This window comes from Pseudomonas sp. 2,4-D (assembly GCF_030418155.1).
Classification (GTDB): Bacteria; Pseudomonadota; Gammaproteobacteria; order Pseudomonadales; family Pseudomonadaceae; genus Aquipseudomonas; species Aquipseudomonas alloputida.
In genome coordinates this window covers 142,497-169,012 of the sequence record NZ_JAUHUI010000004.1, presented here as the reverse complement: position 1 = coordinate 169,012, position 26,516 = coordinate 142,497, and the positions used below count along the sequence as shown (strand labels likewise).

The following is a 26,516-nucleotide window of genomic DNA, read 5'->3' as shown; positions in this document are numbered from 1 at the left end:
CTCCGCTAGAGGCTCGCTCCTGGATTTAACGAGAAGCTCGAAATGGCTCTCGAGCGAAATCAGCAGCACTAGAGGCACTGGAAGTACCTCAGGTCTGCGCTCACCGATGGCCCATCCAGCCACGGTATTCATAACAACAAAACCGAGGATACAGTCATGGCTAACGTCACGACCCCGGATACCAATTTTTCAATGCCAAAGCCTGATGCCACGTCTCCGCTGCAGCAACGGGCGATGAAAAAAGCCGCTTGGCGCCTCATCCCCTTGCTCGCCTTGGCGTACTTCTTCAACTACCTGGATCGCACCAGCGTTGGTTACGCTGCACTGCAGATGACCGATCAACTTGGGCTTACTGCAGCTCAATTTGGTCTGGGTGCAGGGATCATGTTCGTGGGTTATTGCCTCTGCGAAGTCCCAAGCAACCTCGCCATGTATCGATTTGGTGCGAGGGTCTGGATGGCTCGCATCATGATCACATGGGGACTGGCAGCTGCAGCCACCGCCTTCGTGATCGGCCCTTACAGTTTCTACGTTGTCCGCTTCCTCCTTGGCGTTGCGGAAGCTGGCTTTTTCCCTGGCGTGATCTTCTTCCTTACGCTCTGGTTCCCAGCGCAATATCGCACCCGCGTACTGGCTTGGTTCACGGTAGCAACCCCGATCTCGTTCCTGGTCGGTGGCCCGCTTTCGATCTACCTGCTGCAAATGCACGGCGCCTGGGGCCTTGCAGGTTGGCAATGGATGTTCATCATTGAGGGTCTGCCGGCCTGTGTGTTGGGTCTCATCACACTCAAGGTTCTCGCAAACCGTCCTAGCGAAGCCAAGTGGCTCTCGCAGGAGGAGAAGGATGCTCTGACTGGGATGCTGGAGAGCGAGAAATCCAACACCAAGAAAAACCACGGCTTCACTGCTGCGCTCAAGGATCCTCGCGTCTGGATCCTTAGCTCGATCACGTTCAGCTTCACCATCGGCACTTATGGTATCGGTATCTGGCTGCCTCAGATGCTGAAAGCCCAAGGGGTTGAAGTCAGCCTCATTGGATGGGTCGCTGCAATCCCTTACTTCTTCTCAACCATTGGCCTGCTGTTCTGGGCCAAGCATGTAGACAGAAGCGGGCGCGGTATCCTGAATCTGATTGTTGCCTTGGTTCTGGCTGGCCTGGCACTTATTTTCGCAGTGAACATGAACGCGCTGATTCCAGCGCTGGCGGGCATCACCCTGGCCCTGGTGGGTACGATTTCGGCGAAGACAATCTTCTATACGCTGCCGGCGAAGTTTTTGAGTGGCCAAGCTGCCGCTGGTGGTATTGCTCTCATCAACTCCATCGGTGCGTTTGGCGGATTCGTTGGGCCTTATCTGATGGGCTTCTTGAAGGACTACACGCATTCTTTCACTGCAGGCTTGATGGTGATGGGATGCATCCTGTTCTTCGCCGCCTTGATGGCGCTGTCCCTGCGATTCTTCATGCGTGATGCTTGATTGGAATCGCTAGTAGAACGGCGTACCGGCGCATGGACTAGCTGCTGATCGCACTCACAGGTAAGGTATCAATCATTTAGACGGCCCCTCTAAGGGGCCGCTTTTTTCAGCCGAGAAGAATGTCTGATGTCGCCAAAAGAAGAGACAGTGATCCCCGATACTTCCAAGAGCCCAGCCGAAGGAGGGGTGGCGGCGGTCGATAGAGCCTTCGCTATCCTGGGAGCTTTTGATCCTGACCGAAGCAGTCTTCCTTTGGCTGAGATCGCGAGGCGGACAGGTCTGTACAAAAGCACCATCCTGCGCCTGATGAGCTCTTTGGAAAGGGCGGGTTTCATTCGGCGTCTGGCTGATGGGCAGTACACCGTGGGTCACGAACCCTTGCGCTTGGCCCAGATCTATCAGGCATCCTTCCGTCTGCGCGATACGATTTACCCGGTGCTTGAGGCCCTAACTGAAGAAAGTGGGGAGACCTCTTCGTTCTATGTCATCGAGAACGATATTCGGGTCGTGCTCTTCCGGGTTGAGCCCAAACGCGCGGTACGCTTCAGCATCCATGAGGGGGATCGCTTCCCATTGCATGCCGGGGCTTCTGGAAAGATCCTTCGGGCGTTTGGCCCACCAGCTGATCGAGCTTTAGCTGATATACGGGAGCAATTCTGGGCGACGTCGTTCGGTGAGCGAGATCCAGATACGTCATCCATTTCCGCTCCAGTTTTCGGAGTGGCGAATGAGTTCAAGGGCGCCTTGACCCTGTCAGGCCCCTCGGAACGCTTCAACAAGGATCAGCTCCAAGCGGCCAGGCTTCAGTTGCTCAAGCGAGCTGCCCAGGCGACAAATCTGCTCGGTGGCAGTAATCGAGGGTTGCTCTGCGCATTGGAACAGAACGAACGCAAGTAAGGCTGGATCAGATCAACTCTGCGTCAGGCGGATAATCTGCCTGGCAAAGAAAGCCCCGGTGAGAATCACTCCGAAAAGACGCAGCGTTTGCATAGCTAGCACCATGCCGACATCGGCATGCGTCTCAACCGCGATGATGGCCATTGCATCGAGCCCACCTGGGCTGGTCGCGAGGTACATGGAAAGAAAATCAGTGCCGGTAGCATAGGCCAGGAGCCAAGCGCAGCCGGCACAGAGTGTGATCAAGATCAAAGCTCCGATGATCATCGCGGGCAAGTGCTTAAAGACGTAACGAACAGTATTTCGGTCAAAGCGCAGCCCGATGTAGCACCCGATGGCGCCGTAAGCTGTTGCAAGCAGCCAGGGAGGCATAGTGATATCCAGCACCCCGCTCAACTGCAATGCGCCTCCTACCAAAAGTGGCATCAGCAGCGCTCCAGCGGGCATTTTCGATCCAGCAGCGACTCCAAACAGGATCACCGCCAGGCTCAGTGAGATGTTTAAAAGGTCGGCTCTTTGAATAGGGTCAAGTGACTGAGTGACTTCATGTGCAATAGGGGTGGCACCAAGCAAGTGGCTGACCAGCGAACCGACCATCACGACACAGACCACTCTAACGTACTGCATAGTCGCCACCACTCGAGAGTCTGCACCGTATTCCTCGGCCATGGAAACCATCGCAGAAGCAGCACCAGGCGCCGTACCCCACGCGGCGGTACTGCCAGGAATTCCTCCGTATCGGACGGCTCCTAGGCCTACTGCAGCGCTCAGCAATACCGTGATAAGCGTTGCGAAGAGCATGATGTGCCATGACTGAACAAGCGATACCAGAACCGACAAGGTGACTGAGTGAGCTACTAGCAGTCCCACGCAGCCCTGGCCAAATCGGAACATCTGACGGTGCAAATGCATCTGCGCGCCACACACGCCGAACGCTATAGCGACAAGCATCGGCCCAAGGAAGAGGCCTGCCGGCACTGCAACGGCGTGAAGACCTTGTCCTACTGCACCGGCGATACCGATGAGCGCGCACCACTTCAATACTTGTGGGCAACGTTTCTTGGGGGTGTGAGGGTTGAGCAACGAAGTGGATCTCCTGGCGATGGCGCCATCGGTGGTAGCCCCGATGATTGGAAAATTATCGACGCCTGGAATGATCAAGTCTATTTTCTACTTTCGATAAACCAATAACTGAAATTCATGAATCATGGACTTTCGTGACCTTGCATATTTTGAAACCATCGCGGAGCTAGGGCATCTCGGTCGGGCTGCAGAAAAGCTCGGTCGCTCTCAGCCGGCGTTGAGCAAAAGTATTCAGCGACTGGAGGAATCACTCGGTGCGCGGCTCTTTCAGCGAGATGGCAGAAGAATCAAGCTGACTGATGTGGGCGAGCTACTGCTTGCCAGGGGTAAGCACCTGCGCATCCACATTGCTGAGACCGAAAGAGAGGTTAGGGACTATGCGAATGGCCTGGTTGGTAACATCCGGCTGGGTTGCGCTGCGAGCATGGCCGAGTACCTGCTCCCCCAACTGACCGAAGCACTCTTGGCTAGGGCACCGAAACTGACGCTGAAGCTCTCAATTGGTCAGGATGATGTTCTGCGGGAGGCGCTTAGGGCAGGACGTCTCGATGCCATCATTTGTCCCCTAATCACGAGAGATCCTGACTTCAAAATTTATCCAGTGCTTGAGGATGAAGCTGTAGTAGTCGCGAGCGTAGACCACCCCATTTTCTCAGCCTCGTTCGACCTTCAGCAGTTGTGCCGATACCAATGGGTGCTCCCTGGGCCAACGGTGACGGCCAGACGCTGGATCGACAACGTGTTCATATCAAGGCAGCTGCCACCTCCTAATGTCCAGATCGAAACCAATTCGATTTCTTTGCTCCCTCGCCTGATCGCTCGGACTCGACTCCTGAGCTTTCTTGCCCGGGAAACGCTTGAGTTTGGCCAAGGCATGTCTCGGCTTCGTGAGGTTCCACTGATTGAAACCACCATGAGCCGAACCGTTGCAGTGTCGATTAGAGCAGAAGGGTACTTACCACCTGCCGCCGCCGCCTTGGTTGATCTCTTGAGGGAGGAGGGTGGCAGCTTCTTGCAGGTGCCTTAGGCATCAAGCTTTTCGACCCTTGCACTGAAGTTTGCACCAGCTAATTGCTACATTCCGCTCAATCCTTTGAACGTTTGAATCTGGATGATTTTCAAAGGTAGAACGAACGGAGGAATAATCATGCAACCGAAAACCGAAGGACTTGAAGAGCAAGGCCCCAGCGGCGTGCCCTACATCAACGATCCGGAAAAGCCCACCTCGCCGCCCCTGAACGATGCCGACGCCACGGACGCAGCAGAGGCTGAGGAAGACATCCAGGACGACGCAGAGTCGATTTAAAGGAACAGCGCCATGGACAACTACCACCTGAGCCCAACTGCGGACGGCTGGGAGCTGAAGAAAGCCGGTGCGGAACGAGCATCCAAGCGAGCTGCCACGAAGCAGGAGTTGGTGGGTTCGCTATCCGATTTCTTTGAGGGCAAAACAGCCTCGGTGAAGATCCACAAGGCCGATGGCAGCATCGAGGAAGAGCGCACGTACCCACGCTCTGCTGATCCGAGGCGTACAAAGGGGTGATTCCAACCACGGCTGCTGACCTTGGGATTGAATTCAGTGATCCGAGTGGCCACGGGTTGTACAAGTGGCTGCTCGCGAGCTTTTTGATTGGGAAGAGGATTCGATCCTCGGTCGCAGTGGCGGCGTACCGGAATCTAGTTGATCGGCATGGGTTGGATACGCCTGAAAAATTGGCTGGCTGCTCCCATCGGGATCTCGTCAGGTTTTTGGGCCAGGCAGGATATGCGCGTTACGACGAATCCACTGCCTCGCGATTGCACGAGCTAGGTGTAGGCCTGGCTGCCGAACTTGAATCTCGAACGAATGCTCTAGAGAGCGGGTCAATGAAACCAGCTGAGTTTGACGCCTGGTTGCTCAGCTTCAAGGGCATAGGGCCGAAGACATTGGAAATCTTCAAGCGTGAAGCTGTTTTGGGAGAAAAGTAATGCGTGTAGTCGGATGGCTTTTTACCGGGCTGGGTTGTAGCGGTCTCTTTGTAGCTGTGGGGCTGATAGCCATGGCCACGACTGGGCAGCTCGCTAATCCAGACCAAGGCTTCGCTTTGAGCCTGTGTACTGCCGCATTATCTGGCACATTGATCTTGTTGGGGAGACGTTGCCAGATTCGAAGCAAGCCGCTCCTGCCAATTCTTCTCGCTTCCTGACGTAAGTCTACGGGGCCGCAAAGTTGCCAGGGTGAAGAACACCCAGGCATAGCTCATACCCGCTTAGCGGTTTTCGCTATTGCGGCCACCACCGTGGGTGTTTTGCCCGCCATTGCGACCCGCCTCAGAAGCGCGCTCGCGGTCGTTGGCGAAATTCCCGCCCGACGCTTGGCCACCTTTACGGCCTGCTTCAGACGCTTTTTCGCGGTCATTGGCGAAGTTGCCTCGGTTGTTCTCAGCAGTGCCGCCTTGATTGCCGCGATTACCTTGATTGTTAGCCATGATCTTTCACCTCATGTGGCACACAGGAAAGTCTGTGTTCAACCCCGAGGGGTGAAAGCGGCTAGTTCGCTCACCTGAGTTTCGCTTTGCCCGACGGGTTGCGCTAAGGAAGCTGATTCCCGGACAGTGGCGAGTCAACTCTTAGCATCCCAATAGAACTGGTTCAGGCCCTGGCCATTCGGCGCGCGCGCTGAACTGAAGTCCTTTCTGCCTCCTCTAATTTGGACACGGTCTCAGAGGGGATTCGGGATATGGACGACACGGCCCTGGCATTGATGATCTTTGCGGCGGATCACCCGGACGTGCTTGCCCAAGTCCAAGCCTTGAGTGAAGCGGAAGCGCTGGAGGCTGGCGAGCCGCTGTCGGCGCTACGCGACACCATGGTTGTCCAAATCCTCACGGCTGAAGCCAACAAGCGAGGCGTTTCCCTCGAGGAGCTGGTTCAGGCGCTTATCGGCAAGAGCGACGTGGAAGAGGAAGATTCGAGCGTCCCAGGCTTGGTAAAGTACAACCGCATGCGTGATTTCAACGCCTCACCTGAACCATCGGGTGCGGGGAAATCCACTAAACGTTCGAAGCGCGCAGCTGCTCATGCCTTGCAGTTTTGCGTTCAAAAGCACGATGCCACTCGACTGCACTACGACTTCCGCCTGGAGCTTGATGGCACGCTGAAAAGCTGGGCAATACCCAAGGGCCCATGCCTGGATCCGAAGGTGAAGCGGCTTTCAGTGCATGTCGAAGATCACCCGCTAGATTACGCCTCCTTCGAAGGCACGATTCCGGAAGGGCACTACGGTGCCGGAGATGTCATCGTCTGGGATCGTGGAATATGGCTGCCTCAGGGTGACCCCGCTGAGGCCTACAAGAAAGGTCGCATGAAGTTTGAGCTGCAGGGTGAGAAGCTCTCTGGCCTATGGAACCTTGTCCGGACGAGCATCGAGGGTAAGCAGGAACAATGGTTTCTGATCAAGCATCAGGATAAGGTCGCCAAGCCGCTTGCTGATTTCGACATTGTGGTCGAGATGCCTAACAGCGTGCTCAGCGACCGCACCATCATCCCTAAGAGGCGCGGTCGGGCGAAAGCAACGTCATCCAAGTCGAACCCTCCCACAACCGTCAGCGGGCCGAGCACAGAAGGCGCTGTGGCTGCAGCACTGCCTGAGAAGCTCTCTCCGCAGCTAGCGACCCTGGTTGACTCCAGCCCTCGAAGCGAGGAGTGGCGCTACGAAATCAAGTTCGATGGTTACCGCATGCTGTGCCGCGTCGATGGAGATGACGTCCGGCTGTTCACCCGCAATGGTCACGACTGGACTGCGAAGTTGCCCAAGCAGGCGGCGGCAATCGCCTCGCTCGGGCTTGTAACGGCCTGGCTGGACGGCGAGATCGTCATACCGGATGAAAACGGCGTGCCGAATTTCCAGTTGCTACAGAATGCATTCGACGCCGGTAAGAGCCAGGGCATCGTCTACTACCTCTTCGACTTGCCGTATCTCAATGGCGCCGATCTTCGGCAGGTGTCGGTTGAGAGCCGCCGTGGACTGCTCAAGCAGCTTCTCGCTGACTCGACCGACCCGCTGCTGAGGTTCTCCGAAGACTTCACCGAAGACGTGGACGCCTTGATGAACAGCGCCTGCCAGATGCGTATGGAGGGGCTCATCGGCAAACGCTTGGGCAGTCCTTACGTATCCCAGCGCAGTGACACGTGGATCAAGCTCAAGTGCAAGCATCGCCAGGAGTTCGTCATCGTCGGCTACACCGACCCGAAAGGCGCGAGAAGCGGCTTTGGGGCTCTCGTCTTGGCTCTCACTGACGAAGATAGCGGAAAGCTGCGATACGCCGGCAAGGTCGGCACTGGTTTTACCGAGTCGACCCTCGCCACCATCCTCGAAACGCTACTGCCGCTGGAGCAGAAACAGGTGCCGGTGATGAACCCACCGAAAGGTGTCGACGGCAAAGGCATTCACTGGTTGCAACCTACGCTGTTGGCCGAGGTCACCTTCGCTGAGATCACCTCGGACGGTGTGGTAAGGCACGCGGTGTTCCAAGGTATCCGGACGGACAAGCCCGTCCGGGACATCACAGAGGAGCAGCCGGCGCCTGCGCCCAAGGATCGAAAGTCAGCCCAGGCGAAGTCGGAAGACAAGCCCTCGGCCACCAAGGTGCGGATCACTCACCCTGAGCGTGTGATCGATCCCAGTAGCGGCCTCACCAAACGAGACCTCGCCGAATACTACGCGCAGGTCTCACCCTGGCTTCTTCCTCACCTGAAAGACCGGCCTATTGCTCTGGTCAGGGCGCCCGAGGGAATTTCCGGTGAGCTGTTTTTCCAGAAGAACGCTGACCGCCTCGCCATCCCGAACATCACTACGGTGCCGAAGGCCGAAGCAGGCAAAGCAGGTATGGTCATCAACAGCGTCGAGGCCCTGGTCGGTGCCGTGCAGATGAGCACCATCGAACTGCACTCTTGGAATGGCACGACCGACCACATCGAGCAGCCAGATCGCTTCGTGTTGGATCTTGACCCTGATCCCGCGCTGCCTTGGAAGGCCATGGTCGAAGCCACCCAGCTGACCTTGGTAGTGCTCGATGAGTTGGGTCTGCAGTCGTTTCTCAAAACCAGTGGCGGCAAGGGCATCCACATCATGGTGCCGCTCACGCCTAAAGCTTCGTGGGAAGAAGTGAAGGATTTCAGCCAAGCCATCGTAAAGTACATCGCCAAGCTGATCCCGGATCGGTTCTCCGCCGTGCTAGGCCCGAAGAATCGTATCGGCAAAATCTTCATCGACTATCTGCGCAACGGCAAAGGGGCCACCACCGCCAACGTCTTCTCGGCACGGGCCAGGGAGGGACTCCCTGTGTCGGTGCCCATCTTCCGGGACGAAATTGTCGAACTGCAGTCGGCGGCCAAGTGGAACATCAAGAATGTTCAGGAGCGGCTGGACGAGCTTGGTGATAATGATCCCTTGGGAGGTATGGACAACGTTTCACAGCTGATCACGCTGGAGATGAAACGCAGAATCGGAATGAAATCTTAAGCCCCGGACAAGACTCAATGTGATGCGGAGCCGGGAGGCTTAGGAGAACGTAAGGAAATGCCATGTCAAGACAGAATAGAGACCAAGCCGAGCTTCTCCTAGCCGAGGTACTGGCAGCGGCTTGCCTAGCGGCTGAGGGAAACGCCGGCTCTAAGCAAGACCGACACCTCATAAGGCGGGTAAGGCAACAGGCCGATGAGGCTTTGTGTCTACGGCAGATATCCGTCTATGCACAGGTGGGTGCAATTCGAGAAATGCAGCTCACGAGCGCAGAGGTTCACGAGTTTGATCTGGATGGCCTTCGATACGTAGTGATGAGGAAGCGTGGACAGCAGGTGGTGCTCGACCTGACCCGGCTCCGTTCTTACGAGGGAATCCTTCGCGTAAAGAAGTGGGCCAGGTCAGCCCTCAGAACCAATCTTTGAAGGCCTTCAAAATCCTCGGCCAACCGGAGCTGTGCTGAGACCGCCCTCCGTCAGATTGCAGCTAGTCACATCCCGTCATATTGCTAAGCCATTATCTGCTCGCCGGTGATTGCCTTGCCGCTTCGCTGCGCTATGGTAAGTGCACCCCACAAATAAGACTAAAGTCGTAGGAGGTCGGCATGCGGATTCGCGGTGATATGTTTTGGAAATGGGCAGACCCAACGCTCCACCACAGGTCTCACGACGAGACGCTGGACGACGGCACGACCATGGACATTCAGGTGCGACTGTCGCACACGGGCAACACCCAATTGTTCATCGGTGTATATGCCGGGACGGGTATGGCACTCCACGAAGAAGCTTTTCTGTCGCGCCCAGGTGAGTCGATGACTAGGGCCCTGGCATGGGGGGTGGGACGTGCTCGATGCTTTGCAACCAATCAGCAGCCTGCTGAACGGCAGGTAGCGTAAAGCTCCGATCAAGAGGGTGGTGGCGACCTATTGGCCGCCATCCAGATGATTCCACTCGCTATACGCCGACTTCAAAACTTGGGGAAGGCGAGGAAGCTCACGCCTGATTTCGCTCAACGCTTCAGTGCTTCGAATCCACTCCGTCAACCACGCGATCAGCATCGGTCGAGTAGTGGGGCAGGGCGCTACTTGCTTTTCAAGCTCGTCGGCTACCTGAGCAAGAAGCTCCAAGTGCGCATCAAGCTCTGCAATCTGATTTGCCATGGGCATCAACCTCTTTCACGTTTTGACGGCAGCTTGCTTCACTGCACTCCATCCCAATCTCAGCCAAGGCTCGTCCTCTGCCAGCGCCCCATACCATCGCCCGCGTAACCGTCTCGCCAGGCCGCTTAGCGTAAGCTTCTTCAATCAGCGCCAAGCCAGAGCGCTCATAAATCCCAATGAACAACTGAGTGTCTCCGGTGCGGGAAAGCCTCACTTGGACATCCAGCCGCGCTCCGTCTGCGAGTATCTCTTCATGAGAATGGTGTTTTAGGCTCGGATCGGCCCAAGACCAAAATACTGCTCCACGATGTCGCATCCTTGCCTCCTGTTTACATCTCCATCAGGACAGCCTAGCCCGTTTCGTCTGTACGGGAGTTTTCAATCATCTCGGGACATTTCAAGCCCAGTCCACTACGAGTTGCCTTGATGCTTTCATAGAGTCGGACTAATACTAAAGCACTGCTAAGAAGAGGGATGGTCATGCAGGCCCGCTTCATTGTAATCCCCGCCATGCCTCAAGAGAGAGAGCAATTCCCTCGCCGAATCGGCGTCCCTGCTGCCCTTGGTGCGGGGTACGACCTCTACGACACCCATGGCAAAACACGACTGGCCTTGAACTACCCCACCCGGGCGGAAGCGGAGTACGACTGTGCAAGTCGGAATAGCCAGGAAGGCGCTAGCGGCGCTAGCTTAGTAGGATGTGGATAGCGAACCTGTCCCTGCTAAATGGCCTGCTGCTGCCATGCCTGAGGTGTCATCCCTACAGATCTCATAAACGTCCGACAGAAATGCGGCTGGTCGTAGAAGCCGCACTCTAGGGCGATCTCGGCGAGCATCATCGTCGATGCCTCTAGCAATTCTTTACTCTTCCTGAGGCGCTGCTCACGCAACCACTGTTGCGGAGAGACATGCGTGGATTCCTTGAACATTCGCGAGAAATGGCTGCGTGACAAGCCGCAGGCTTCGGCAAGTGCAGTGACCGATATACCTGTATCCAGATGATCCAACATCATTTGCTTGGCAGTGGTCACCTGCCAAGGTTTGAGCCGTCCCGTCCACTGAATCGCGACGGTGGCTATCACGATACCGTTAGCACTGTTCATGGGGATCAATTCATCCTGAAAAACCTGAAGGTGGTTGATCCGGGCAGCGCGGTTCGCTGAAGCCTCTTCTATGGCTTCAGAACATTCCGTCTCGATGGTTTAGCCCGGATCAGCTCGTTCCAGCCCTTGGTTGTCGATCAGAAACCAAGCCTGGGGCTGATTAGGTCTCAGATCGGCGCGGCCACGGGTGCCAAGGTGGGGCCGTGCTGAACGCGCTCTGGCGCTTTGTGCACCATGGTGTACGCGTAGTCGACGCCCATGCCGTAGGCGCCTGAGTGTTCCTTGACCAGCTCCATCACCGCATCGTAGGTGTCGCGGTTTTTCCAGTCGCGCTGCCATTCCAGCAGCACCTGTTGCCAGGTCACCGGCACCACACCTGCCTGGATCATGCGCTGCATGGCGTAGTCGTGGGCATCCTTGGTCGTGCCACCGGAAGCGTCGGCAACCATGTAGATCTCATAGCCTGCATCGTGCATGGCCGACAGTGCGAAGGTGGTGTTGCAGACCTCAGTCCACAGGCCCGAAACGATAATCTTGTTTCGACCGTTCTTCTTCAGCGCATCACGCACTTTCTGATCATCCCAGGAGTTCATGGACGTGCGCTCAAGCAACGGAGCATCAGGGAATACCGCGAGCAGTTCGGGGTAGGTATGGCCGGAGAAACTCTCGGTTTCGACCGTGGTGAAGATGGTGGGCACATTGAAGATCTTGGCCGCCTTGGCCAGGCCTACGGTGTTGTTCTTCAGCGTTTGCCGATCAATGCTCTGCACGCCGAAAGCCATTTGCGGTTGCTGATCGATGAAGATCAATTGGCTGTTGAGCGGGGTCAGGACTTCAGTGTGTGGATTGCTCATTGTTCTTCCCTTTTACTGAACGGTGGCGAGAGTTTGCTCGGCGGGTCGTCGCCGAGTGCCAGCACAAGATAGCGAAACACTGAGTGAATCGGTGGCGCAATTTTGCGCCCTTGGAATCGCATTCATGCACCATGGATGGCGTCCAATCCGGTGCTAGGATCTCGGCCAGTCGGATCACGTCGATCCATTTTTCGCCAAGGAGAATCCAATGGCCGCTTCACGACCTTTCAACGACGACACCGCCTACTGGGGCGTTTCATGGGAAGAGGGCTACGGCTATCCGCAAGCGCGGCGAGTTGGGAACGAGATCTTCATCTCGGGTCAGTTCAACCATGATGAAGAGGGTAATCTGGTAGCACCGGCGCCGCTGGATGCTGACGGTCGTCCGAGCGATTTCTCGTCGATGGGCGAACAGATGCGGGTTTCCTACGACAACATTGCCAAGTTGTTGGCCTTGTATGGCGCCACGATGCAGGACGTCGTTGAAGAGACGCTGTATGTGTTGGACATGGACGCGGCCTTTGCCGTGGTCGGCAAGGTGCGCAAGACGGCCTATGGCACCAAGCGCCCGCAGGCAGCCAGCAATATCATCGGTGTATCGCGGCTCGCCCAGCGTCCACAGCTGATCGAGATCGTGTGCCGTGCCGTGATCGGCGCCCAAGCAAAAATGACCGGCGCTCCCGGTTCCAACTAGGAAACCGGAATGGCCTGCTGACCTTCGACTAGCGGTTTGAGGTCGGCCACGGCAGCCGCGCAGAACGTCATGAACGCTTTCACCCGCCAGGACTTCCTGATGTCTTGGTGGGTAAGCAGCCACAGCTCATCCTGAAGTTCCTGCACCACTGGCCCGGCACGAACTAATCCTGGGGTAATGTCGCCGAGCATGCAAGGGAGGAAGCCATAACCGAGGCCTGCCGCAATAGCGGCGCTGGCTGCCGCCACAGAATCGGTGCGGTAAGAAATGTGCTCCGGCGGCACCCGACATTCGACGTAGCTCGTTGCCTTCAACCCGCACAGGCCTCCCGAGTAGGACACCCACGACTGACCCTCAGCGAAGGGGTCGGCAATCGCCGTTTGCTTGACGCTTCGATACGGAGCCCAGGCGATGTTGGCTAGCTTGCGCCCCACGAGGGTATCTGCCGGTTTTTTCGTCGCACGTATCGCGATGTCCGATTCGTCTCTCGCCAAACTCAGCGTCTGGTTACCAACCAACACTTCAATGGTGATGCCCTCATTCAGGGCTTTGAAGTCCGCGATGATCGGCGTGAGAAAGTACAGCAGCAGCGAGTCGCTGGTGGTGATTCGCAGTTTTCCCAAAGGGCCCTGACCGGCACGAGAAACCCTACGAGTGACACTGACGATGTCCAGTTCAACGCGCTCGGCCAGTGCACGCAGCTCTGCACCTTCGGCAGTCAACAGATACCCCGCCTTGCGATGATCGAACAGCGCGACCCCAAGTGTCTTCTCAACCTGCGCAACCCGGCGCGAGACGGTGGAGACATTGATGCCAAGCTTCTTGGCGGTGGCGGCTCGGTTGCTACAGTTACTCAGGGTTTTGATGATCCGCAAGTCGTCCCAGGACAGCTGGCTGACAGCTTCAGCGACATCCCACTTCGGGCTGTTGGCTTCTGCAGGGATGGGCTGGGTACTTACAGGTGACGGCTTCACGACAATCATTCCAGGAAGGGAGGGCTGATGATACGAGAAGGGGCTTAGCCAACCAAGGTGTGGTTTGGGGTCATGCCAGGGGTGCGGGCAAAAGAAAGCCCGCTGCTAGGCGGGCTAATGGGAGCTTCTTGAACTGCACGGCGATCATCGGACATTCATCATCCGTTTCGAGAAGATGGATAACGCTACTGCTTGGCACTGGGCGAGTTGCGATGCTGATGTTGGCATTATTCCGAGGTTTGGTCAGCACAAGATCCACAAGGCGGATGGCACCATCGAAGAAGAATGCACCTACCCGCGTTCTGCTGATCCGAGGCGTTCAAAGGGGTGATCCCAGTCACCGCTAGTGACCTTGGAATTGAGCTCAGCGAAACGAGCAGTCACGGTTTGTACAAGTGGCTGCTCGCAAGCTTTCTCATCGGTACAAGGATTCGCTCAACTGTCGCGGTGGAGACCTATCGGAGCTTGGTTGAACGGCATGGCCTGGATACCCCCGCCAAGCTCGCCCGATGCTCTCACCAACAGCTGGTCGTATGGCTTGGCCAAGCTGGTTATGCCAGATATGACCAGTCCACTGCGAGACGACTGCATGCGTTGGGGAAGGGGCTGTCCAGTGATTTGGATGCTCAGCTCAGCAGCTTACGCCAGGGTCTCATTGACCTGCCCACATTCCAACGCTGGCTTTTAAGTTTTGGGAATTGGCATTAAAACTTTGGAGATTTTCATGCGAGAAGCTGCCGCACTGCTCGATAACGAGAGGCTTTAAGGACTCTTGGAAGGGCACGACTGAGACCGCCGCCCTAGGCTATCAGTGCGAGCCTAAGTGCATGCCAGCGTTGGAACTTTACGCAATCAACTGCCACCTCCAGGGCGAGCCCGGCCGATACTATCCTCAAGGTGAACAGACCCAACGCCAGAGCACTATGGCGTTTCCGCAGTGCGGAGGTGCGTTTCGAGCGGCGTATCATCATGATTGTGTGCGGATGGCCATAAGCCTTCATCGACCCGATGCCATTAGCATGGAACACTGGAAGATCTCAGGACGGGAGGTTACATGAAGCTCGAGGCCGAAGGACTATCGCTACGCGGACACACAGTGCTGGTCGTGGAAGACGATTTAACACTCAGAACGCTGCTCGTAGACATCCTGATTGAGCTCGGTGCTCATGCGTGTGGTTTTGGTAATGCGGAGGATGCCCTCATCCATCTTCTTGAAAACCACGGCAACTGTTCGTTGATAATCGCCGACCACGGTGTGCCTGGCACACTCAAGGGAGTGGAGTTCCTGCAGATGGTGGGGGAAAAGTGGCCCGACATTCCCACTATTCTGACTTCCGGTTTCCAGTTGGAGAGCTTAGGTGAAGGTCTATCCAGTGAATTCTTATTCAAACCATGGTCGGTCGAAGAGCTCACTGCGACAATCGCCAAGGCCTTGGTTCGCAAGCCCAGTATTACGCAGCAGGACGTTGATCAACATCCTGCATGAGGTAAGGCCTCACGCACTCTATGAAACGTTCTAGCGGCCAGGGTTTTTGGAGGAAGTGGGTGCCTTGAGGTAGTGCCTCACTCATTTCAGGATGATAGCCGCTGGATACGATGACGTCGGTGTCTGGCAGTTCCTTACGTGCGATCCAAGCCAGGTGCAATCCTGTCGAGGCTCCCGGGGTCTGGACATCGGTAATCACCAGTGACCATGGTTGCAGTCTCAGCATCGCAATGCCTTCATCGGCAGTCGCCAGCGCAGTCACGGCTGCGCCTAGATCTTCCAGCAGCATCGTGATCATTTCTCGGAGGGCGGGTTCATCCTCCACCAGAAGAACGGAGGGAGGCATATCGGGGAGTTTTGGCTCAATCATCAGGATACTCTTATCCAAGCGCACGTGAATAAAGCCATCCATCTTTGAACCGCCGCAATGGCATGGCGACGCGCGATATCATTCCGACATCGCTTTCGCCGGGAAAATTCACTCGCACTATCTGAAAGACATTTCACATCATTTTATAGCGGCTTCGCTGGGGGCTTGAGCGGGATCGGCGTCGGCCGTAGGTACTTCCTGATCACATTTCTCGCCCATCGCCCGGTACTCCTTTCGCAGCGCATGCAACTGCTTGTTGTCCAGTGCTTCGAGGTCAAGGACGGATCGCTCGGCAGACTTTGTCGCCCGGATCAGCTCGTCCAGCTTGAGATGGATGATGTCGTTGTCCCGGTTTTGAGTGTTCTGAATTAGGAAAACCATTAGGAATGTGATGATCGTGGTGGAAGTGTTGATAATGAGCTGCCACGTATCGTTGTAATGAAACCAAGGCCCGGAGGCTGCCCACATCGTGATTAGTACGATGGCGATGAGAAAAGTGCTTGGCCTGCCAGCGTGGTCTGACAGCCGTTGGCAGAATTGCGCGAATTTCATGATGCTCTCCCTCTGATACGTTGCGCTTACTCAGTTGACCGCCCGCGTGATCAGAAATCATTTTTTACATTTGGCGGATGCAGCGAAAGGTGGGCACGATCACTTTGAACAGCGGCGGCGCAAGCAGGGTCAACCGCTACGACTTTGCTTTGGAGGGTAGTCATGGAAGTCGAGCCGCTGTTGACAGAGCTCTTGATGGCGCGTGGCCCAGGTGGGCAGGAAGATGAGGTACGTTCGATTTGTCTGCGAGAGCTCACTGCATTCTGTGATGACTTGAAAGTCGACAGGGCGGGGAACGTCATAGGCCTGATCAAGGCTGCGCATGACAGTGATCCTGGCGAGGCAATCAGGGTTATGGCGCACCTGGATGAGATCGCCATGATCGTAAAAACGGTCGAGGCTGACGGGACGCTTAGGGTTGTCGCGCTTGGTGGAGCTCAGCCGATCTGCTTTGGCGCTTGCCCAGTCGACATGCTGGGCGACCGAACGACACTTCCGGGCGTTCTCTCTTACGGCTCGATGCACAACAGTGGCAGCACCCCCACAGGCCGGGACGTATTGGCTGGCGACGTTCACTGGAATGATGTTCATGTGGTTACTCGTCTAACCAAAGCCGCCTTGGAAGAAGCGGGTATTCGACCAGGGTCGCGCGTGGTGCTGAGTCAGCACTGGCGCAGGCCATTCATCGTCAACGACTGCATTGCCGCGCATTTCCTTGATGATCGAGCGCCTGTCACCGCCGTGATTCATTCCGCTGCCTTGCTCAGCAAGCGTCGGCATTTGCTCAAGCAGGATGTCTGGGTGGTGTTGACCACACTCGAGGAGGAGTCCAACGCTGGTGCAATGTATGCAGCCCGCACGCTACCGGGGGATACCACCATCGCGGTTGAAGTAGGGCCCGTACTGACTGAGTACGACACGCGGCTATGCGCAGGCCCGATTATCAATGCCGGCGATCAGAAGGGCTATTACAGCCGGACGGTGATCCATGGCTTGCTCGAGGCTTCCCGTCGTGCCGGTTACGAGCCCCAGGCAGCTTTACTGTTGGACTTCGCCTCGGATGCCAGTGCTGTAATGAGCGCAGGAGTCTGCGCGCGTGCGGGCTGCATTGCCATTCCAACTGAAAACACGCATGGGTTCGAGTTGATCCATTCGCAGGGGATTTCAGCCTGCGCCGCGACGCTCGTCGAGTATCTGATCGACCCTTAGACTACCTGTTTCAAGCTGGTCATGACCGCAGCTCGGCTGTTGTGTTCTTCCTCCAACCCCTGAGGTTCATAAGACACAGCACTACCTGAAGCACAATCAATGCCCACGCTTGTGCATGCCATCCCCAGACCGTCCATAAAATGTTGCTTGCGATAAAGCAACAGAAGCCCACTTTGCGCCGCCCAGGGCGATGCGATCCAATACACCAGGCTGCCAGCACTGTGACCGCCATCGCTGGCCATTCCAGCAGCTCAACCCAATTTTCCATCAAACCATTCCAGACCGTTTCCATAAACCTTGAGCCTCTTCAAACGGTCAATCCGCTTGTAGTAATCCGGATTCTCTCGGATTTGGAGTTCACTCTGGAGGACTGGGTTCCGCATACGATATGGCAGGTGAAGCGATCCATTAACGCTCAGAGTCGTAACCGCTGATTGCCAGGGCAGCGCGCATCGCAGCAAGAAAAGACCATGATTTTGGCGATGATGGAGCAGGGGCAGATTTTCGACACTAGCAAAGTGCGAAACTGGCTGACCACCCACCGGAGTCTGATGCCTACATCAATAATTGAGCCTCACCACGCCCTTCTCCTTAGTTAAATAGGGGGGCGCCGTAGCCTGCCCGAGGCTCCTAGAGAATGTCACTCCTCGGGAATAATCGAGATCTTGCCGTTGCGCTCGACAATGGCAAATTTGATCTGCTCCACTTTTTCGATTCCCTGGCTATCGCGCGCAGATTCAAGAATATCGTCTTCAGTGAGTCGCGCTCGGTGCATACGGTGGTGCAGAAAACGGCCATGCTCAACGACCAGCGTAGCGTGGCCGTCCAGCAGTCGCGCCAAAGGCTTGGAATTGAGTTTCGCGAGCGACAGTCCGACATCCAGGACGATCAGCGTCGCGATGACCAACATGGCATTGGTGAAGGAAAAATCATCGCCCAGCAAAGCCTGTTGGGTCGCTTCGCCGATGATTAACAGCAGCACAAAATCAAAGGTCGTCAAGTCAGCTAAGGAACGTCTGCCTGCAACGCGAAACAACAGCATGAGGGCGATGTACATGCCTGCTGCGCGAAGGATTGAATCCATTACTCGCTCCTAAGGGAATAGGAAGGTAGAGAAGTGGACTGCACTGGATGGGCCTGCGCGCACCGCGCATTCCAGTGTTCCAACATACTCGCTGCGTAAGGTCAGATAGAGCGTGGCAACGCCATTCTCGCTGGTTCCCAGTTGCAGCAAGATGGCCTTGCCCTGTGAGAGCGAGGCTTGGGGTTGAGGTTGTAAGGTTTCGATGCTGGCTTCGCGCAGTAGTGAACCATCGAGCTGCACCATGATGGGTTCTCGGGCGCTGCCGCGTACAGTGATGCGCAAGCTGTCAGTTGTGCCACTGCGGCTGAGGCGTTGATACTCAACATGCAGACGGCCATCAGCGCTCGTGACCTGAGCATTGCTGAGTGGGCCATTACCGAATACGCCGGCCAATCCAAGTAAGACAATGACGACCAACAGGTACCAACCCACGCGTTCGAAGCGCCAGACGCGCTGCTGCATGGTCATGTCTTCCTGGACAGGCTGCTGTCTCGACACCAGTTCATCATCCGCCATAGCCCTAATCCTCAGGCGCGCTCCCCACGAAGCCAGCGCTCGTGATAATGGATCAGGCGGGTCAGTCCGTAGACGGCCCCGTCATGCATGACTTGCGCTCGCTCTCCAAAAAAACGCTGGGTACGGGTAAATACGGCAATTGGTTCCCCGGCAAATGCCCACGCAAAGCACAGCGTGCCGGGTAGAACCCCAGATGCTGGGCTAGGCCCGGCTACACCGGTAGTTGCAATAACGACGTTGGCATCGCTGTCCTTCAAAGCCCCTAGAGCCATCTCCCAGGCGACTGGTTCGCTAGTGAGCCCGTATCGTTCGATGGTCTCCGCGCTTACACCTAGCAAACGCTTCTTGGCGGAGGGGGAATATACTACGTAGCCGCTTTCGAGCACCTCGCCTGTACCTGGGAATGCCGCTAGCAGAGCGACCATGCAGCCTGCTGTGCAGGACTCGGCAGTCGTAAGTACCAGATGGTGGTCTTTGAGGTATCCAAGCACGGCCAGTACGGGATCACTTGCCATTTTGATGTCGACTCGTTGTTCTTTTGTGGTGGACGTGTCAGCTATGTAAATGGTTCACCGGTTCAGCGTAGGTTCGCTTGGGTTCTTGACTTGAACTTCATTTCCCGCGTCAGCATCAATTTAGGTAGCACGGAGCTGGGCTCCGAAGTGTTATTTGAATGACAGAGGTAAGGGTAGGGTAGCCATGAAAAAGCACACCGACACCGGGCATAGGCCCCATGCCCCGTCAAAATCCCAGGGTGAAGAAGAACGCGACAACGATGCTCATCGACCGGACGGCTCATCAGGCACCGATCATGATTCGACCGCACAGAAAGCAGCGCGTAATGAAGGGGAGAAGAAGCACTGAGGCCAGCAACAGCTGGCCTCAGTGCTTTCATCAGAGGATGGGTTTGCCGCCGGTTATCCCGTAGCGTGAACCCGAGATGTAGCTGGCCTCATCAGAACCCAGCAAGACATAAATAGGCGCGACCTCCACCGGTTGCCCTGGTCGCCCCATTGGGTAGCTCGAACCGAAGTTCTTCACGGCTTCATCCGGCATGGTGGCAGGTATTAGCGGTGTCCAGATCGGGCCGGGGGCTACGCTGTTGACCCGTATGGCTTGCTTGCCGAGCAGCTGGGCGAGGCCGGCGGTGAAATTTGCAATCGCACCTTTGGTGGCGGCATACGCCAACAGGCTGGGTGATGGGTCGTCGGAGTTGACCGAGCTGGTGTTGATGATCGAACCGCCTTTTGGCATCGAAGGCAACGCGCGTTGGCAAATCCGGAAAATGGCGGTGATGTTGGTATCGAAGGTCTTCACCCATTCATCGTCGTCAATTTCGGCCAGGCTTTCATGGGCCATCTGGAACGCGGCGTTGTTCACCAGGATATCGATGCGACCGAACTGCGCCACGGTCTTGTCGACAACGTCGTAGCAGTGCTGTTTGTGTGCCAGGTCGCCAGGCAGCAGCAGGCACTGGCGTCCAGCGGCCTCGACCCAGCGCGCTGTTTCCTGAGCATCTTCGTGTTCATTCAAGTAGGCAATGGCAACATCGGCGCCCTCGCGGGCGTAGGCAATAGCCACCGCGCGCCCGATGCCGCTGTCGGCGCCGGTGATCAGGGCGATTTTGCCTTCGAGCCGATTGTTGCCGATGTAGGTCTGCTCACCGCAGTCTGGATACGGCTCCATCTTGCGTTGTGAGCCTGGCACGCTTTGCGGCTGAGAAGGAAACGGGGGAGTAGGGTAGTCGCTCATGGGGGGAAGCTCCTGCAGTTGGGAACGCTCATGACCGTTCGAAACGTACGAGAGGCTGGTGTTGAGGTGAATTCAGGAATAGTACGACGGACGGTCAGCTTGCCATCGCCGGTGACTCTCGAGGATTGAATCTAACAATCGCTATCAGTCTCACCGAGGCACGGGTAGGGCCAGGCTTGACCTGGAACAGTCCTCCGGTAGGACTCAACCTATGAGCTCAAAGTACCCCGTCATCATCGTTATATGAGTCTGGGATATTGCTGGTGAGCGACCCAGTCTAGATCCAGAACAATCAGCAAACCTCTGATCTGAACGTCCCAGAGCGCCCAATCATCTTTACCCATTCGTCTCGAGAACCTCATCCTAGGCCACTAAAGCTGCTCTTCTGAACCTTTGAGGCATTGACGACTCAACCGAGCATTGACGAGAGAGGGCTCGCGATGCGCACCTTTGAGAGAGACTTCTTCGCACCTCAATCGTTAAAGCTCAAATGTTTGGCCGCGTGGTTTCGGGTGCTAGAGGACAGGGCATGGCGTATGGAATCGCCGGACGACTATCACGAGGAATTGCTTCGACGGGCGGATGAAATGGATCGTCAAGGAATCGTTTCCTGGCAGGAGTGGCGTGATCTACGTCTCCAGGCTGATGCTGCTTACCTCAGAGCGGTAGCCGGGGACGATTTTCCCTCACGGTTTTTCGGGAGCTGAGGTAGGGGATACCGCTGCGCTGCGCCCTGAGGTAGGGGAGGGCTTCATCGACGCCGCGCCGGTATCCACGTAGGTCAGTTCAAATGACATGTCAGCCCTTACTGTGTTCGTCTGACGTAGGCCCAGTCCCGCGTTTAATCCCGCGCGGGCCCGCAATTCCCCAAACGGCTAGTCCAACCAGCGGTAGAGCCAGGATCAACAAGGCCCACATGGCTTTGGTCGCATCGGTCTTGTCGCTTCGAAACACGCTGACTATCGCCCACAGGTCGATCAACAAAAGAATCGTTGCTACCGCGATCCAGAAGTACGTACCAAGATCGTTCATAGGTTTGTCCTCCGATGGCTTACACGTAATCGCTCCCTAACGTTCCAGAGGCCGCCCCTGGAACGAGGATGACTTTCCGGCAGTTATCCTGTTTTTGATCGAACATTTTGTAGCCCATGGCAGCCTCTTCCAGGGCTAGGCGGTGAGTCACGATCAGTTCCGGTTGCAGGCGCCCGGCTTCTATGTGTTCGAGCAGTTCCGGTAGGTATTTCTGCACATGGGTCTGGCCCATCTTGAACGTCAACCCCTTGTCGAACGCATCGCCAAACATGAAGGCGTGAATGAAGCCGGCATACACCCCCGGCACACTGACTACGCCCCCGCGCCGCACGGCGGCAATGCTTTGGCGCAGGGCCTTGCCGCTGCTGCCTTCGAGCTTGAGTGCCGTCATGACGGTTTCTGCAGTGCTGCCCTTGGCCTCGAAGCCAACGGCGTCGATCACCGCGTCGACGCCCCGCATACCCGATGTTTGTCGAATGATGCTGTCGGCGGGATCATCATCCTGCTCAAAGTTGATTGGAATTACGCCGTAGGCGTCGCGGGCGTAGCCTAGGCGGTAGTCGTTGTCATCCACCATGAAGATGGTCTGCGCGCCGAGCATTCGCGCGCACGCCGCGCTGAGTAGACCCACTGGCCCCGCGCCGTAAATGGCGACTGAGGAACCTTGGCCTATCTCGGCGTTGATGACGGCCTGCCAGGCGGTCGGCAATATGTCGGAAAGAAAAAGCACCTTATCGTCAGCTAAGGCGGTGGGCACCTTGAAGGGGCCGACATTGGCTTTGGGTACCCGCACATAATCGGCCTGGCCGCCTGGAATACCACCATAGAGATGGCTGTAACCGAACAACGCAGCGCCTGGTGGGATGCCTTTTTTGTTGATGATCGATCCGCGCCCGGTGTTTGTGGTCTCGCAGGCAGCGAAGAGATCGTGTTGACAGAAGAAGCAGCTTCCGCAAGCGATAACGAAGGGAATCACCACCCGGTCGCCTATTTGTAGATTGGTGACGGCGCTGCCGGTGTCCTCGACGATCCCCATGAACTCATGACCGAAAATATCACCCGCTTCGGTTTCTGGAATTTTGCCTCGATAAAGGTGCAAATCAGATCCGCATATCGCCGTGGCGGTGACCCTCAGAATGATGTCGTCAGCTTCCTCGATGATGGGATCAGGGACGTTATCGACCCTGACGTCGTTTGCTCCGTGGTAGGTCAGTGCTCGCATCGTGCGTTCTCCTGCATAGAGTTCAGAGGTTATGCAGGGGAAGCCTTGGGCATTAAGAAAGTTCAGCCAAACTGAGTCAGTGGTTAACTTAAGCGCTAAATGTTGGGGTGAGGTTATTTTTGTTTACCTATAAAACTTGGCTTGAACCTTTTCAACCTTGCCATTCGTCCTGAAAACTCGTGGTGCGTTAGCACGTATCGAGTGCAGCTTGCTCCCACGAATAGAAAGGCGCGCATTTATTTGAGCGCTTGATCAGCCGCGAGGAGTAAAACATGTTTATTCACAATAAGCGCTTGCAATATACGGTGCGCGTTGCTCAGCCCAATCCAGGCCTTGCAAACTTGCTTTTAGAACAGTTCGGCGGCGCTCAGGGTGAGCTGGCCGCTGCCAGTCGATACTTCACCCAGGCCCTCGCCGAGGATGACCCAGGCCGCAAAGACCTGCTGATGGACATCGCCACTGAAGAGCTGAGCCACTTGGAGATTGTCGGCTCGATCATTGTGATGCTTAACAAAGGTGCCAAGGGCCGACTTGCTGAGGGGGTCGAAGAGGAGGGAGAGCTGTACCGAGCCATCAATGGCGCCGGTAACGATTCCCACATTACCAGCATCCTCTACGGCGCCGGCGCTCCGCTTACCAACTCGGCAGGGGTGCCATGGAGCGCGGCCTATGTGGACACCATTGGCGAACCGACGGCTGATTTCCGCTCCAATATCGCTGCCGAAGCGCGGGCGAAGATCGTGTACGAGCGCCTGATGAACGTGACGGACGACCCTGGCGTGAAAGAAGCGCTGGGTTTCTTGATGACACGAGAAATCGCACACCAGCTTTCTTTCGAAAAAGCGCTGCACGCCATCCAGCCTAACTTCCCTCAGGGCAAGCTTCCTGGCATGCCGGAGTTCACCAACAAGTATTTCAACATGTCGGGTGAGCCGAATGTGCGTGGCCCTTGGAATGAAGGCGAGGAGTGGGAGTACGTCGAGAATCCCTCGGCTGCCGTTGATGGCGGAGATGGCACCGCTTCGGTGGAACTGGCCGCTCCTGATCTCGCGATATTGGAAGCCATGAAGCTGCGGACGATGTCGGATCCAGCCAGCAATCCGGTCACCGGGGCGGATCTCGGCTCGGGCTTGGTCAACGGTAAAGATGACTGATTGAAGGAGGCCCCATGAGCACTTCGAGAAGAAGGGATAAGGCTCAGGCTGACATCGGCTTCGAGCATCTGATGAGCGCGGCGGTCGCAGAGTTTGAGGCCGACTCACGCCTGGCTTGCCGAGCGATGCGGGTAAAGATGGCGATAGGCATGTTTGGCGTAGGCTCGGTGCTGCCCAACGATCTGCCCCTGAAGCTTCCCACTGAGTCCTTACACGGGAGTCTGGTAAGCCACACCTTGCAGTGAAATCGATTTTCACACCAAAGGAGAATGACGATGGTTGCTCGCAAAACAGTAGAAGATCTGTTCATCCATGAGCTTTCGGACGTGTACAGCGCTGAGAAGCAGATCACCAAAGCATTACCGCGCCTGGCTCGGGCATCTACCAACCCGCTTTTGGCTGATGCGTTCACCTCACATCTGGCGGAAACCCAGGGGCAGATAGAGCGCATTGACCAGCTGGTGGAGTCGGCTGGATTGAAACTCAAGCGGATGAAGTGTGTAGCCATGGAGGGGCTGATTGAGGAAAGCAAAGAGCTGCTGGATGAAATCGAGAAGGGGGCAGTACTCGATGCGGCGCTGATAGGGGCATGCCAGAAGGTCGAGCACTACGAAATCGCCAGCTACGGCACCCTGATTGCGATGGCCAAGCACCTTGGCATGGAAGAGGCTGCCTCGCTATTGGCAGACACCCTCGCAGAAGAAAAAGCCGCTGACGAGAAGCTATCAGCGATTGCCGAAGAGGGCGGCAATCAAGCAGCAACACTCGAGAAGTGAATCTGTGGAGCCCGGCTTTCGCCGGGCTACTCGACAGGCACTGTGCTCGTGAATGTGGTGTCTGATTCTGGGCTTGAAGTCATGCGTTCCATGAGCCTGTCTAAGGGCTTGGGGCAGCGCTGAGTCATACGCCGGGCTCAGGTATAGCCAGAAAAGCAAGACTTCGCCATGAAGTTCAGATGGTCAATTAATTGGACAGCTGTGGGCCAGCAGGCGCCATGATATCGAACGACTTCTCAGATAAGAGAAGGAGAGTTGTACAAGAAAATTTATTTGTATCGGAAATCAGGCCAGTTGTCTGATACCCATATTTGTCCACGCCACAGTCATTGAAGCGCTGTCGTGTTTTGCTATGGTTAGGTTTCCGTATAAGACTAAAGTCGTAGGAGGACGGCATGCGTATTCGTGGTGATGTTTTTTGGGATTGGGCGGATCCAGTGCTTCATCATCGCACCCATGACGAGGAACTCGATGACGGTACGACTATCGATGTTCAGGTCAGACTATCGCGCACAGGTCAGACGCAAATGTTCATCGGCGTGTACGCAGGAAGTGGAATGGCGCTGCATGAGGAAGCTTTCGAATCCCGCCCCGGCGAGTCAATGACCCGAGCATTAGCCTGGGGGGTTGGTCGAGCAAGGCGTCTGGTGACAGATCAGCGCCCTAATGTGAAACAAGTGGCCTAGCTGCAGCCAGTATCCGTGGCCGTTGGCTCAAGCGTCAGCGGCCACAACCGTCTCCTCTCAAAAGCCAATCCCATTTACCAGCGTTAGGGTCAGCCATTTGCTCATCGTCCCGTAAAGTCTTTAACACCGTGTACTGAAAGTCAGCTCGCATCCGCAGATTTGCGCAGTCTGGGACAAGCCATTTGAGGCTTCCAAAGCCCTGAGCGACCTCAGTACCTGGCCACAAGCATTAAGATGAGCCGTTATTAGGATCGATGGGGATAGCATTCCCGACCTTGCTAAATAGTCTCTTGTTTCCATGCCTAGGGCGTCATCCCTTCGGATCTCATAAACGTTCGACAGAAATGTGGTTGATCGTAGAAACCGCACTCCAGCGCGATCTCGGCGAGCATCATCGTCGATGTCTCTAGCAGTTCTTTACTCTTCCTCAGCCGCTGCTCACGCAACCACTGCTGAGGAGAGACCTGTGTGGATACCTTGAACATTCGCGAGAAATGGCTTCGGCCCAACAGCGCCAGCCTCGGGATTCTGCGCTACCTGTGATTGATCAGGCCTTCTCGCTTCAGCAGCTTGATGTTGGTTTGCTTCACGATCACCGCTGCCAGTTCATGATCACTGAACCAGCGGCATTCCACGATTTCGTGACCCGCGCTCGGCAGCATCGTGGGTTCGATAGACATTTGATAAAGGTAGTGTTCTTCGTCATCGAAGATGTAATGGCCCAGAAACCGAGCGCCAGTGAAGGGCAGGCTTGTCTCCTCCTTCAGCTCTCGTTTTGCCGCGTCAACATGCCCTTCGCCAGGATCAATCTTGCCGCCTGGCAGTGACCATTCAGGAGCTTCCTTGCGGACAAAAAGAATCTTCCCTTTCTGCAAGCAGATCACTGTCGAATGCATCTCTCGTAGGTTGGTCATGTTCAGTCTAAGCTCGTGAG

The 26,516-nt window shown here is 56.1% G+C and carries 36 protein-coding genes and 2 pseudogenes; 20 read left to right on the top strand and 18 right to left on the bottom strand.

Going from position 1 to position 26,516, the window contains the following annotated elements; translation table 11 throughout:
- The first annotated feature begins 156 nt into the window (after nt 1-156).
- Nucleotides 157-1,476, top strand: coding sequence for an MFS transporter (locus QYE47_RS05815; protein ID WP_081343589.1), 1,320 nt, complete (start codon nt 157-159; stop codon nt 1,474-1,476).
- A gap of 126 nt (nt 1,477-1,602) precedes the next feature.
- A complete protein-coding gene (locus QYE47_RS05810) occupies nt 1,603-2,373 on the top strand; it encodes an IclR family transcriptional regulator (RefSeq protein ID WP_070383745.1) in 771 nt (256 codons plus the stop codon).
- 12 nt (nt 2,374-2,385) lie between these two features.
- Here QYE47_RS05810 and QYE47_RS05805 read toward each other — a convergent pair whose 3' ends face one another.
- Nucleotides 2,386-3,414 (bottom strand): AbrB family transcriptional regulator, encoded by a 1,029-nt coding sequence (locus QYE47_RS05805; protein ID WP_070384467.1) that lies wholly within the window; start codon nt 3,412-3,414, stop codon nt 2,386-2,388.
- Nucleotides 3,415-3,580: 166 nt separating this feature from the next.
- On the opposite strand from QYE47_RS05805, the gene QYE47_RS05800 reads away from it, so the two are divergent.
- The 4 genes from QYE47_RS05800 (at nt 3,581) to QYE47_RS05785 (ending at nt 5,424) form a co-directional block, all read left to right on the top strand.
- Nucleotides 3,581-4,483, top strand: coding sequence for a LysR family transcriptional regulator (locus tag QYE47_RS05800; RefSeq protein WP_070383746.1), 903 nt, complete (start codon nt 3,581-3,583; stop codon nt 4,481-4,483).
- 120 nt (nt 4,484-4,603) lie between these two features.
- A complete protein-coding gene (locus QYE47_RS05795; RefSeq protein ID WP_172830919.1) occupies nt 4,604-4,762 on the top strand; it encodes a hypothetical protein in 159 nt (52 codons plus the stop codon).
- A 12-nt stretch (nt 4,763-4,774) separates the two neighbouring features.
- Nucleotides 4,775-4,999: a DUF2188 domain-containing protein gene (locus QYE47_RS05790; RefSeq protein ID WP_070383747.1), complete on the top strand. Its 225-nt coding sequence runs from the start codon at nt 4,775-4,777 to the stop codon at nt 4,997-4,999.
- The gene (locus QYE47_RS05785) at nt 4,996-5,424 is read left to right on the top strand and encodes a DNA methylase (protein ID WP_070383748.1); all 429 of its coding nucleotides are present in this window, start codon (nt 4,996-4,998) and stop codon (nt 5,422-5,424) included. Before QYE47_RS05790 ends, QYE47_RS05785 begins: the two co-directional genes overlap by 4 nt.
- Before the next feature lie 281 nt (nt 5,425-5,705).
- On the opposite strand, the gene QYE47_RS05780 is transcribed toward QYE47_RS05785, so the two are convergent.
- Nucleotides 5,706-5,924 carry a general stress protein gene (locus QYE47_RS05780; protein ID WP_070383749.1) on the bottom strand — a complete coding sequence of 73 codons (219 nt, stop codon included), beginning with the start codon at nt 5,922-5,924 and terminating at the stop codon, nt 5,706-5,708.
- A gap of 251 nt (nt 5,925-6,175) precedes the next feature.
- On the opposite strand from QYE47_RS05780, the gene ligD reads away from it, so the two are divergent.
- The 3 genes from ligD to QYE47_RS05765 all read left to right on the top strand — a co-directional run bounded on the left by ligD (nt 6,176) and on the right by QYE47_RS05765 (nt 9,854).
- Nucleotides 6,176-8,959: a DNA ligase D gene (ligD, locus tag QYE47_RS05775; protein WP_237141847.1), complete on the top strand. Its 2,784-nt coding sequence runs from the start codon at nt 6,176-6,178 to the stop codon at nt 8,957-8,959.
- Between the two features lie 62 nt (nt 8,960-9,021).
- The gene (locus QYE47_RS05770) at nt 9,022-9,384 is read left to right on the top strand and encodes a hypothetical protein (protein WP_070383750.1); all 363 of its coding nucleotides are present in this window, start codon (nt 9,022-9,024) and stop codon (nt 9,382-9,384) included.
- Nucleotides 9,385-9,563: 179 nt separating this feature from the next.
- Nucleotides 9,564-9,854 (top strand): hypothetical protein, encoded by a 291-nt coding sequence (locus QYE47_RS05765; RefSeq protein WP_301158920.1) that lies wholly within the window; start codon nt 9,564-9,566, stop codon nt 9,852-9,854.
- A gap of 27 nt (nt 9,855-9,881) precedes the next feature.
- On the opposite strand, the gene QYE47_RS05760 is transcribed toward QYE47_RS05765, so the two are convergent.
- Nucleotides 9,882-10,118, bottom strand: a complete 237-nt coding sequence (locus tag QYE47_RS05760; RefSeq protein ID WP_070384469.1) for a hypothetical protein — start codon at nt 10,116-10,118, stop codon at nt 9,882-9,884.
- Complete coding sequence (locus QYE47_RS05755; RefSeq protein WP_081343591.1) at nt 10,093-10,434, bottom strand: hypothetical protein; 342 nt, start codon at nt 10,432-10,434, stop codon at nt 10,093-10,095. Before QYE47_RS05755 ends, QYE47_RS05760 begins: the two co-directional genes overlap by 26 nt.
- 158 nt (nt 10,435-10,592) lie before the next feature.
- On the opposite strand from QYE47_RS05755, the gene QYE47_RS05750 reads away from it, so the two are divergent.
- A complete protein-coding gene (locus QYE47_RS05750; RefSeq protein WP_070383752.1) occupies nt 10,593-10,826 on the top strand; it encodes a hypothetical protein in 234 nt (77 codons plus the stop codon).
- A gap of 14 nt (nt 10,827-10,840) precedes the next feature.
- On the opposite strand, the gene QYE47_RS05745 is transcribed toward QYE47_RS05750, so the two are convergent.
- Nucleotides 10,841-11,221 (bottom strand): helix-turn-helix domain-containing protein, encoded by a 381-nt coding sequence (locus QYE47_RS05745; protein WP_070383753.1) that lies wholly within the window; start codon nt 11,219-11,221, stop codon nt 10,841-10,843.
- 167 nt (nt 11,222-11,388) lie between these two features.
- The gene (locus QYE47_RS05740) at nt 11,389-12,075 is read right to left on the bottom strand and encodes a hydrolase (protein ID WP_070383754.1); all 687 of its coding nucleotides are present in this window, start codon (nt 12,073-12,075) and stop codon (nt 11,389-11,391) included.
- A gap of 208 nt (nt 12,076-12,283) precedes the next feature.
- Between QYE47_RS05740 and QYE47_RS05735 the strand changes: the two genes are divergently transcribed.
- Entirely contained in the window at nt 12,284-12,769 is a 486-nt protein-coding gene (locus tag QYE47_RS05735) for a RidA family protein (RefSeq protein WP_070383755.1), read from the top strand.
- Here the strand turns inward: QYE47_RS05735 and QYE47_RS05730 are convergent.
- On the bottom strand, nt 12,766-13,752 hold the full coding sequence (locus QYE47_RS05730; protein ID WP_172830920.1) for a LysR family transcriptional regulator: 987 nt from the start codon (nt 13,750-13,752) through the stop codon (nt 12,766-12,768). The two genes, QYE47_RS05735 and QYE47_RS05730, sit on opposite strands and share 4 nt — an antisense overlap.
- A 124-nt stretch (nt 13,753-13,876) precedes the next feature.
- Between QYE47_RS05730 and QYE47_RS27270 the strand changes: the two are divergent.
- Both QYE47_RS27270 and QYE47_RS05720 read left to right on the top strand, forming a co-directional pair.
- Nucleotides 13,877-14,005, top strand: a pseudogene (locus QYE47_RS27270) (DUF6555 family protein); the annotation flags it as partial.
- A 792-nt stretch (nt 14,006-14,797) separates the two neighbouring features.
- The gene (locus QYE47_RS05720; RefSeq protein ID WP_070383757.1) at nt 14,798-15,229 is read left to right on the top strand and encodes a response regulator; all 432 of its coding nucleotides are present in this window, start codon (nt 14,798-14,800) and stop codon (nt 15,227-15,229) included.
- Here the strand turns inward: QYE47_RS05720 and QYE47_RS05715 are convergent.
- Nucleotides 15,195-15,641, bottom strand: a complete 447-nt coding sequence (locus QYE47_RS05715; RefSeq protein WP_081343592.1) for a response regulator — start codon at nt 15,639-15,641, stop codon at nt 15,195-15,197. The two genes, QYE47_RS05720 and QYE47_RS05715, sit on opposite strands and share 35 nt — an antisense overlap.
- A 96-nt stretch (nt 15,642-15,737) precedes the next feature.
- On the bottom strand, nt 15,738-16,151 hold the full coding sequence (locus tag QYE47_RS05710) for a low affinity iron permease family protein (protein ID WP_070383758.1): 414 nt from the start codon (nt 16,149-16,151) through the stop codon (nt 15,738-15,740).
- A 162-nt stretch (nt 16,152-16,313) separates the two neighbouring features.
- Here QYE47_RS05710 and QYE47_RS05705 point away from each other — a divergent pair, with 162 nt between their 5' ends.
- Entirely contained in the window at nt 16,314-17,360 is a 1,047-nt protein-coding gene (locus QYE47_RS05705) for a peptidase M42 (RefSeq protein ID WP_070383759.1), read from the top strand.
- 19 nt (nt 17,361-17,379) lie between these two features.
- Here QYE47_RS05705 and QYE47_RS05700 read toward each other — a convergent pair whose 3' ends face one another.
- The 4 genes from QYE47_RS05700 to QYE47_RS05685 all read right to left on the bottom strand — a co-directional run bounded on the left by QYE47_RS05700 (nt 17,380) and on the right by QYE47_RS05685 (nt 19,475).
- Complete coding sequence (locus QYE47_RS05700; protein ID WP_081343593.1) at nt 17,380-17,628, bottom strand: hypothetical protein; 249 nt, start codon at nt 17,626-17,628, stop codon at nt 17,380-17,382.
- Between the two features lie 372 nt (nt 17,629-18,000).
- Entirely contained in the window at nt 18,001-18,444 is a 444-nt protein-coding gene (locus tag QYE47_RS05695; RefSeq protein ID WP_070383760.1) for a DUF421 domain-containing protein, read from the bottom strand.
- Nucleotides 18,445-18,453: 9 nt separating this feature from the next.
- A complete protein-coding gene (locus QYE47_RS05690) occupies nt 18,454-18,960 on the bottom strand; it encodes a hypothetical protein (protein WP_070383761.1) in 507 nt (168 codons plus the stop codon).
- 11 nt (nt 18,961-18,971) lie between these two features.
- Nucleotides 18,972-19,475: a CinA family protein gene (locus QYE47_RS05685; RefSeq protein WP_070383762.1), complete on the bottom strand. Its 504-nt coding sequence runs from the start codon at nt 19,473-19,475 to the stop codon at nt 18,972-18,974.
- A gap of 184 nt (nt 19,476-19,659) precedes the next feature.
- Between QYE47_RS05685 and QYE47_RS05680 the strand changes: the two genes are divergently transcribed.
- Entirely contained in the window at nt 19,660-19,824 is a 165-nt protein-coding gene (locus QYE47_RS05680; RefSeq protein WP_172830921.1) for a hypothetical protein, read from the top strand.
- 30 nt (nt 19,825-19,854) lie between these two features.
- Here the strand turns inward: QYE47_RS05680 and QYE47_RS05675 are convergent, their stop codons facing one another.
- Nucleotides 19,855-20,712: a glucose 1-dehydrogenase gene (locus QYE47_RS05675; protein WP_070383763.1), complete on the bottom strand. Its 858-nt coding sequence runs from the start codon at nt 20,710-20,712 to the stop codon at nt 19,855-19,857.
- A 440-nt stretch (nt 20,713-21,152) separates the two neighbouring features.
- Between QYE47_RS05675 and QYE47_RS05670 the strand changes: the two genes are divergently transcribed.
- Entirely contained in the window at nt 21,153-21,419 is a 267-nt protein-coding gene (locus QYE47_RS05670) for a hypothetical protein (protein WP_070383764.1), read from the top strand.
- Nucleotides 21,420-21,510: 91 nt separating this feature from the next.
- Here QYE47_RS05670 and QYE47_RS05665 read toward each other — a convergent pair whose 3' ends face one another.
- A complete protein-coding gene (locus tag QYE47_RS05665) occupies nt 21,511-21,744 on the bottom strand; it encodes a PLD nuclease N-terminal domain-containing protein (RefSeq protein WP_008091025.1) in 234 nt (77 codons plus the stop codon).
- Between the two features lie 19 nt (nt 21,745-21,763).
- Nucleotides 21,764-22,966: a zinc-dependent alcohol dehydrogenase gene (locus tag QYE47_RS05660; RefSeq protein ID WP_070383765.1), complete on the bottom strand. Its 1,203-nt coding sequence runs from the start codon at nt 22,964-22,966 to the stop codon at nt 21,764-21,766.
- 272 nt (nt 22,967-23,238) lie between these two features.
- Here QYE47_RS05660 and QYE47_RS05655 point away from each other — a divergent pair, with 272 nt between their 5' ends.
- The 4 genes from QYE47_RS05655 (at nt 23,239) to QYE47_RS05640 (ending at nt 25,582) form a co-directional block, all read left to right on the top strand.
- Nucleotides 23,239-24,120 (top strand): manganese catalase family protein, encoded by an 882-nt coding sequence (locus QYE47_RS05655; protein ID WP_070383766.1) that lies wholly within the window; start codon nt 23,239-23,241, stop codon nt 24,118-24,120.
- 14 nt (nt 24,121-24,134) lie between these two features.
- Entirely contained in the window at nt 24,135-24,365 is a 231-nt protein-coding gene (locus QYE47_RS05650) for a hypothetical protein (RefSeq protein WP_070383767.1), read from the top strand.
- A gap of 30 nt (nt 24,366-24,395) precedes the next feature.
- Nucleotides 24,396-24,896, top strand: coding sequence for a ferritin-like domain-containing protein (locus QYE47_RS05645; RefSeq protein WP_054881379.1), 501 nt, complete (start codon nt 24,396-24,398; stop codon nt 24,894-24,896).
- 395 nt (nt 24,897-25,291) lie between these two features.
- Nucleotides 25,292-25,582: a hypothetical protein gene (locus tag QYE47_RS05640; protein ID WP_081343594.1), complete on the top strand. Its 291-nt coding sequence runs from the start codon at nt 25,292-25,294 to the stop codon at nt 25,580-25,582.
- Nucleotides 25,583-25,884: 302 nt separating this feature from the next.
- On the opposite strand, the pseudogene QYE47_RS05635 reads toward QYE47_RS05640, so the two are convergent.
- Nucleotides 25,885-26,091, bottom strand: a pseudogene (locus QYE47_RS05635) (helix-turn-helix transcriptional regulator); the annotation flags it as partial.
- Between the two features lie 24 nt (nt 26,092-26,115).
- Nucleotides 26,116-26,496, bottom strand: a complete 381-nt coding sequence (locus QYE47_RS05630) for an NUDIX domain-containing protein (RefSeq protein WP_070383768.1) — start codon at nt 26,494-26,496, stop codon at nt 26,116-26,118.
- Nucleotides 26,497-26,516 lie beyond the last annotated feature (20 nt).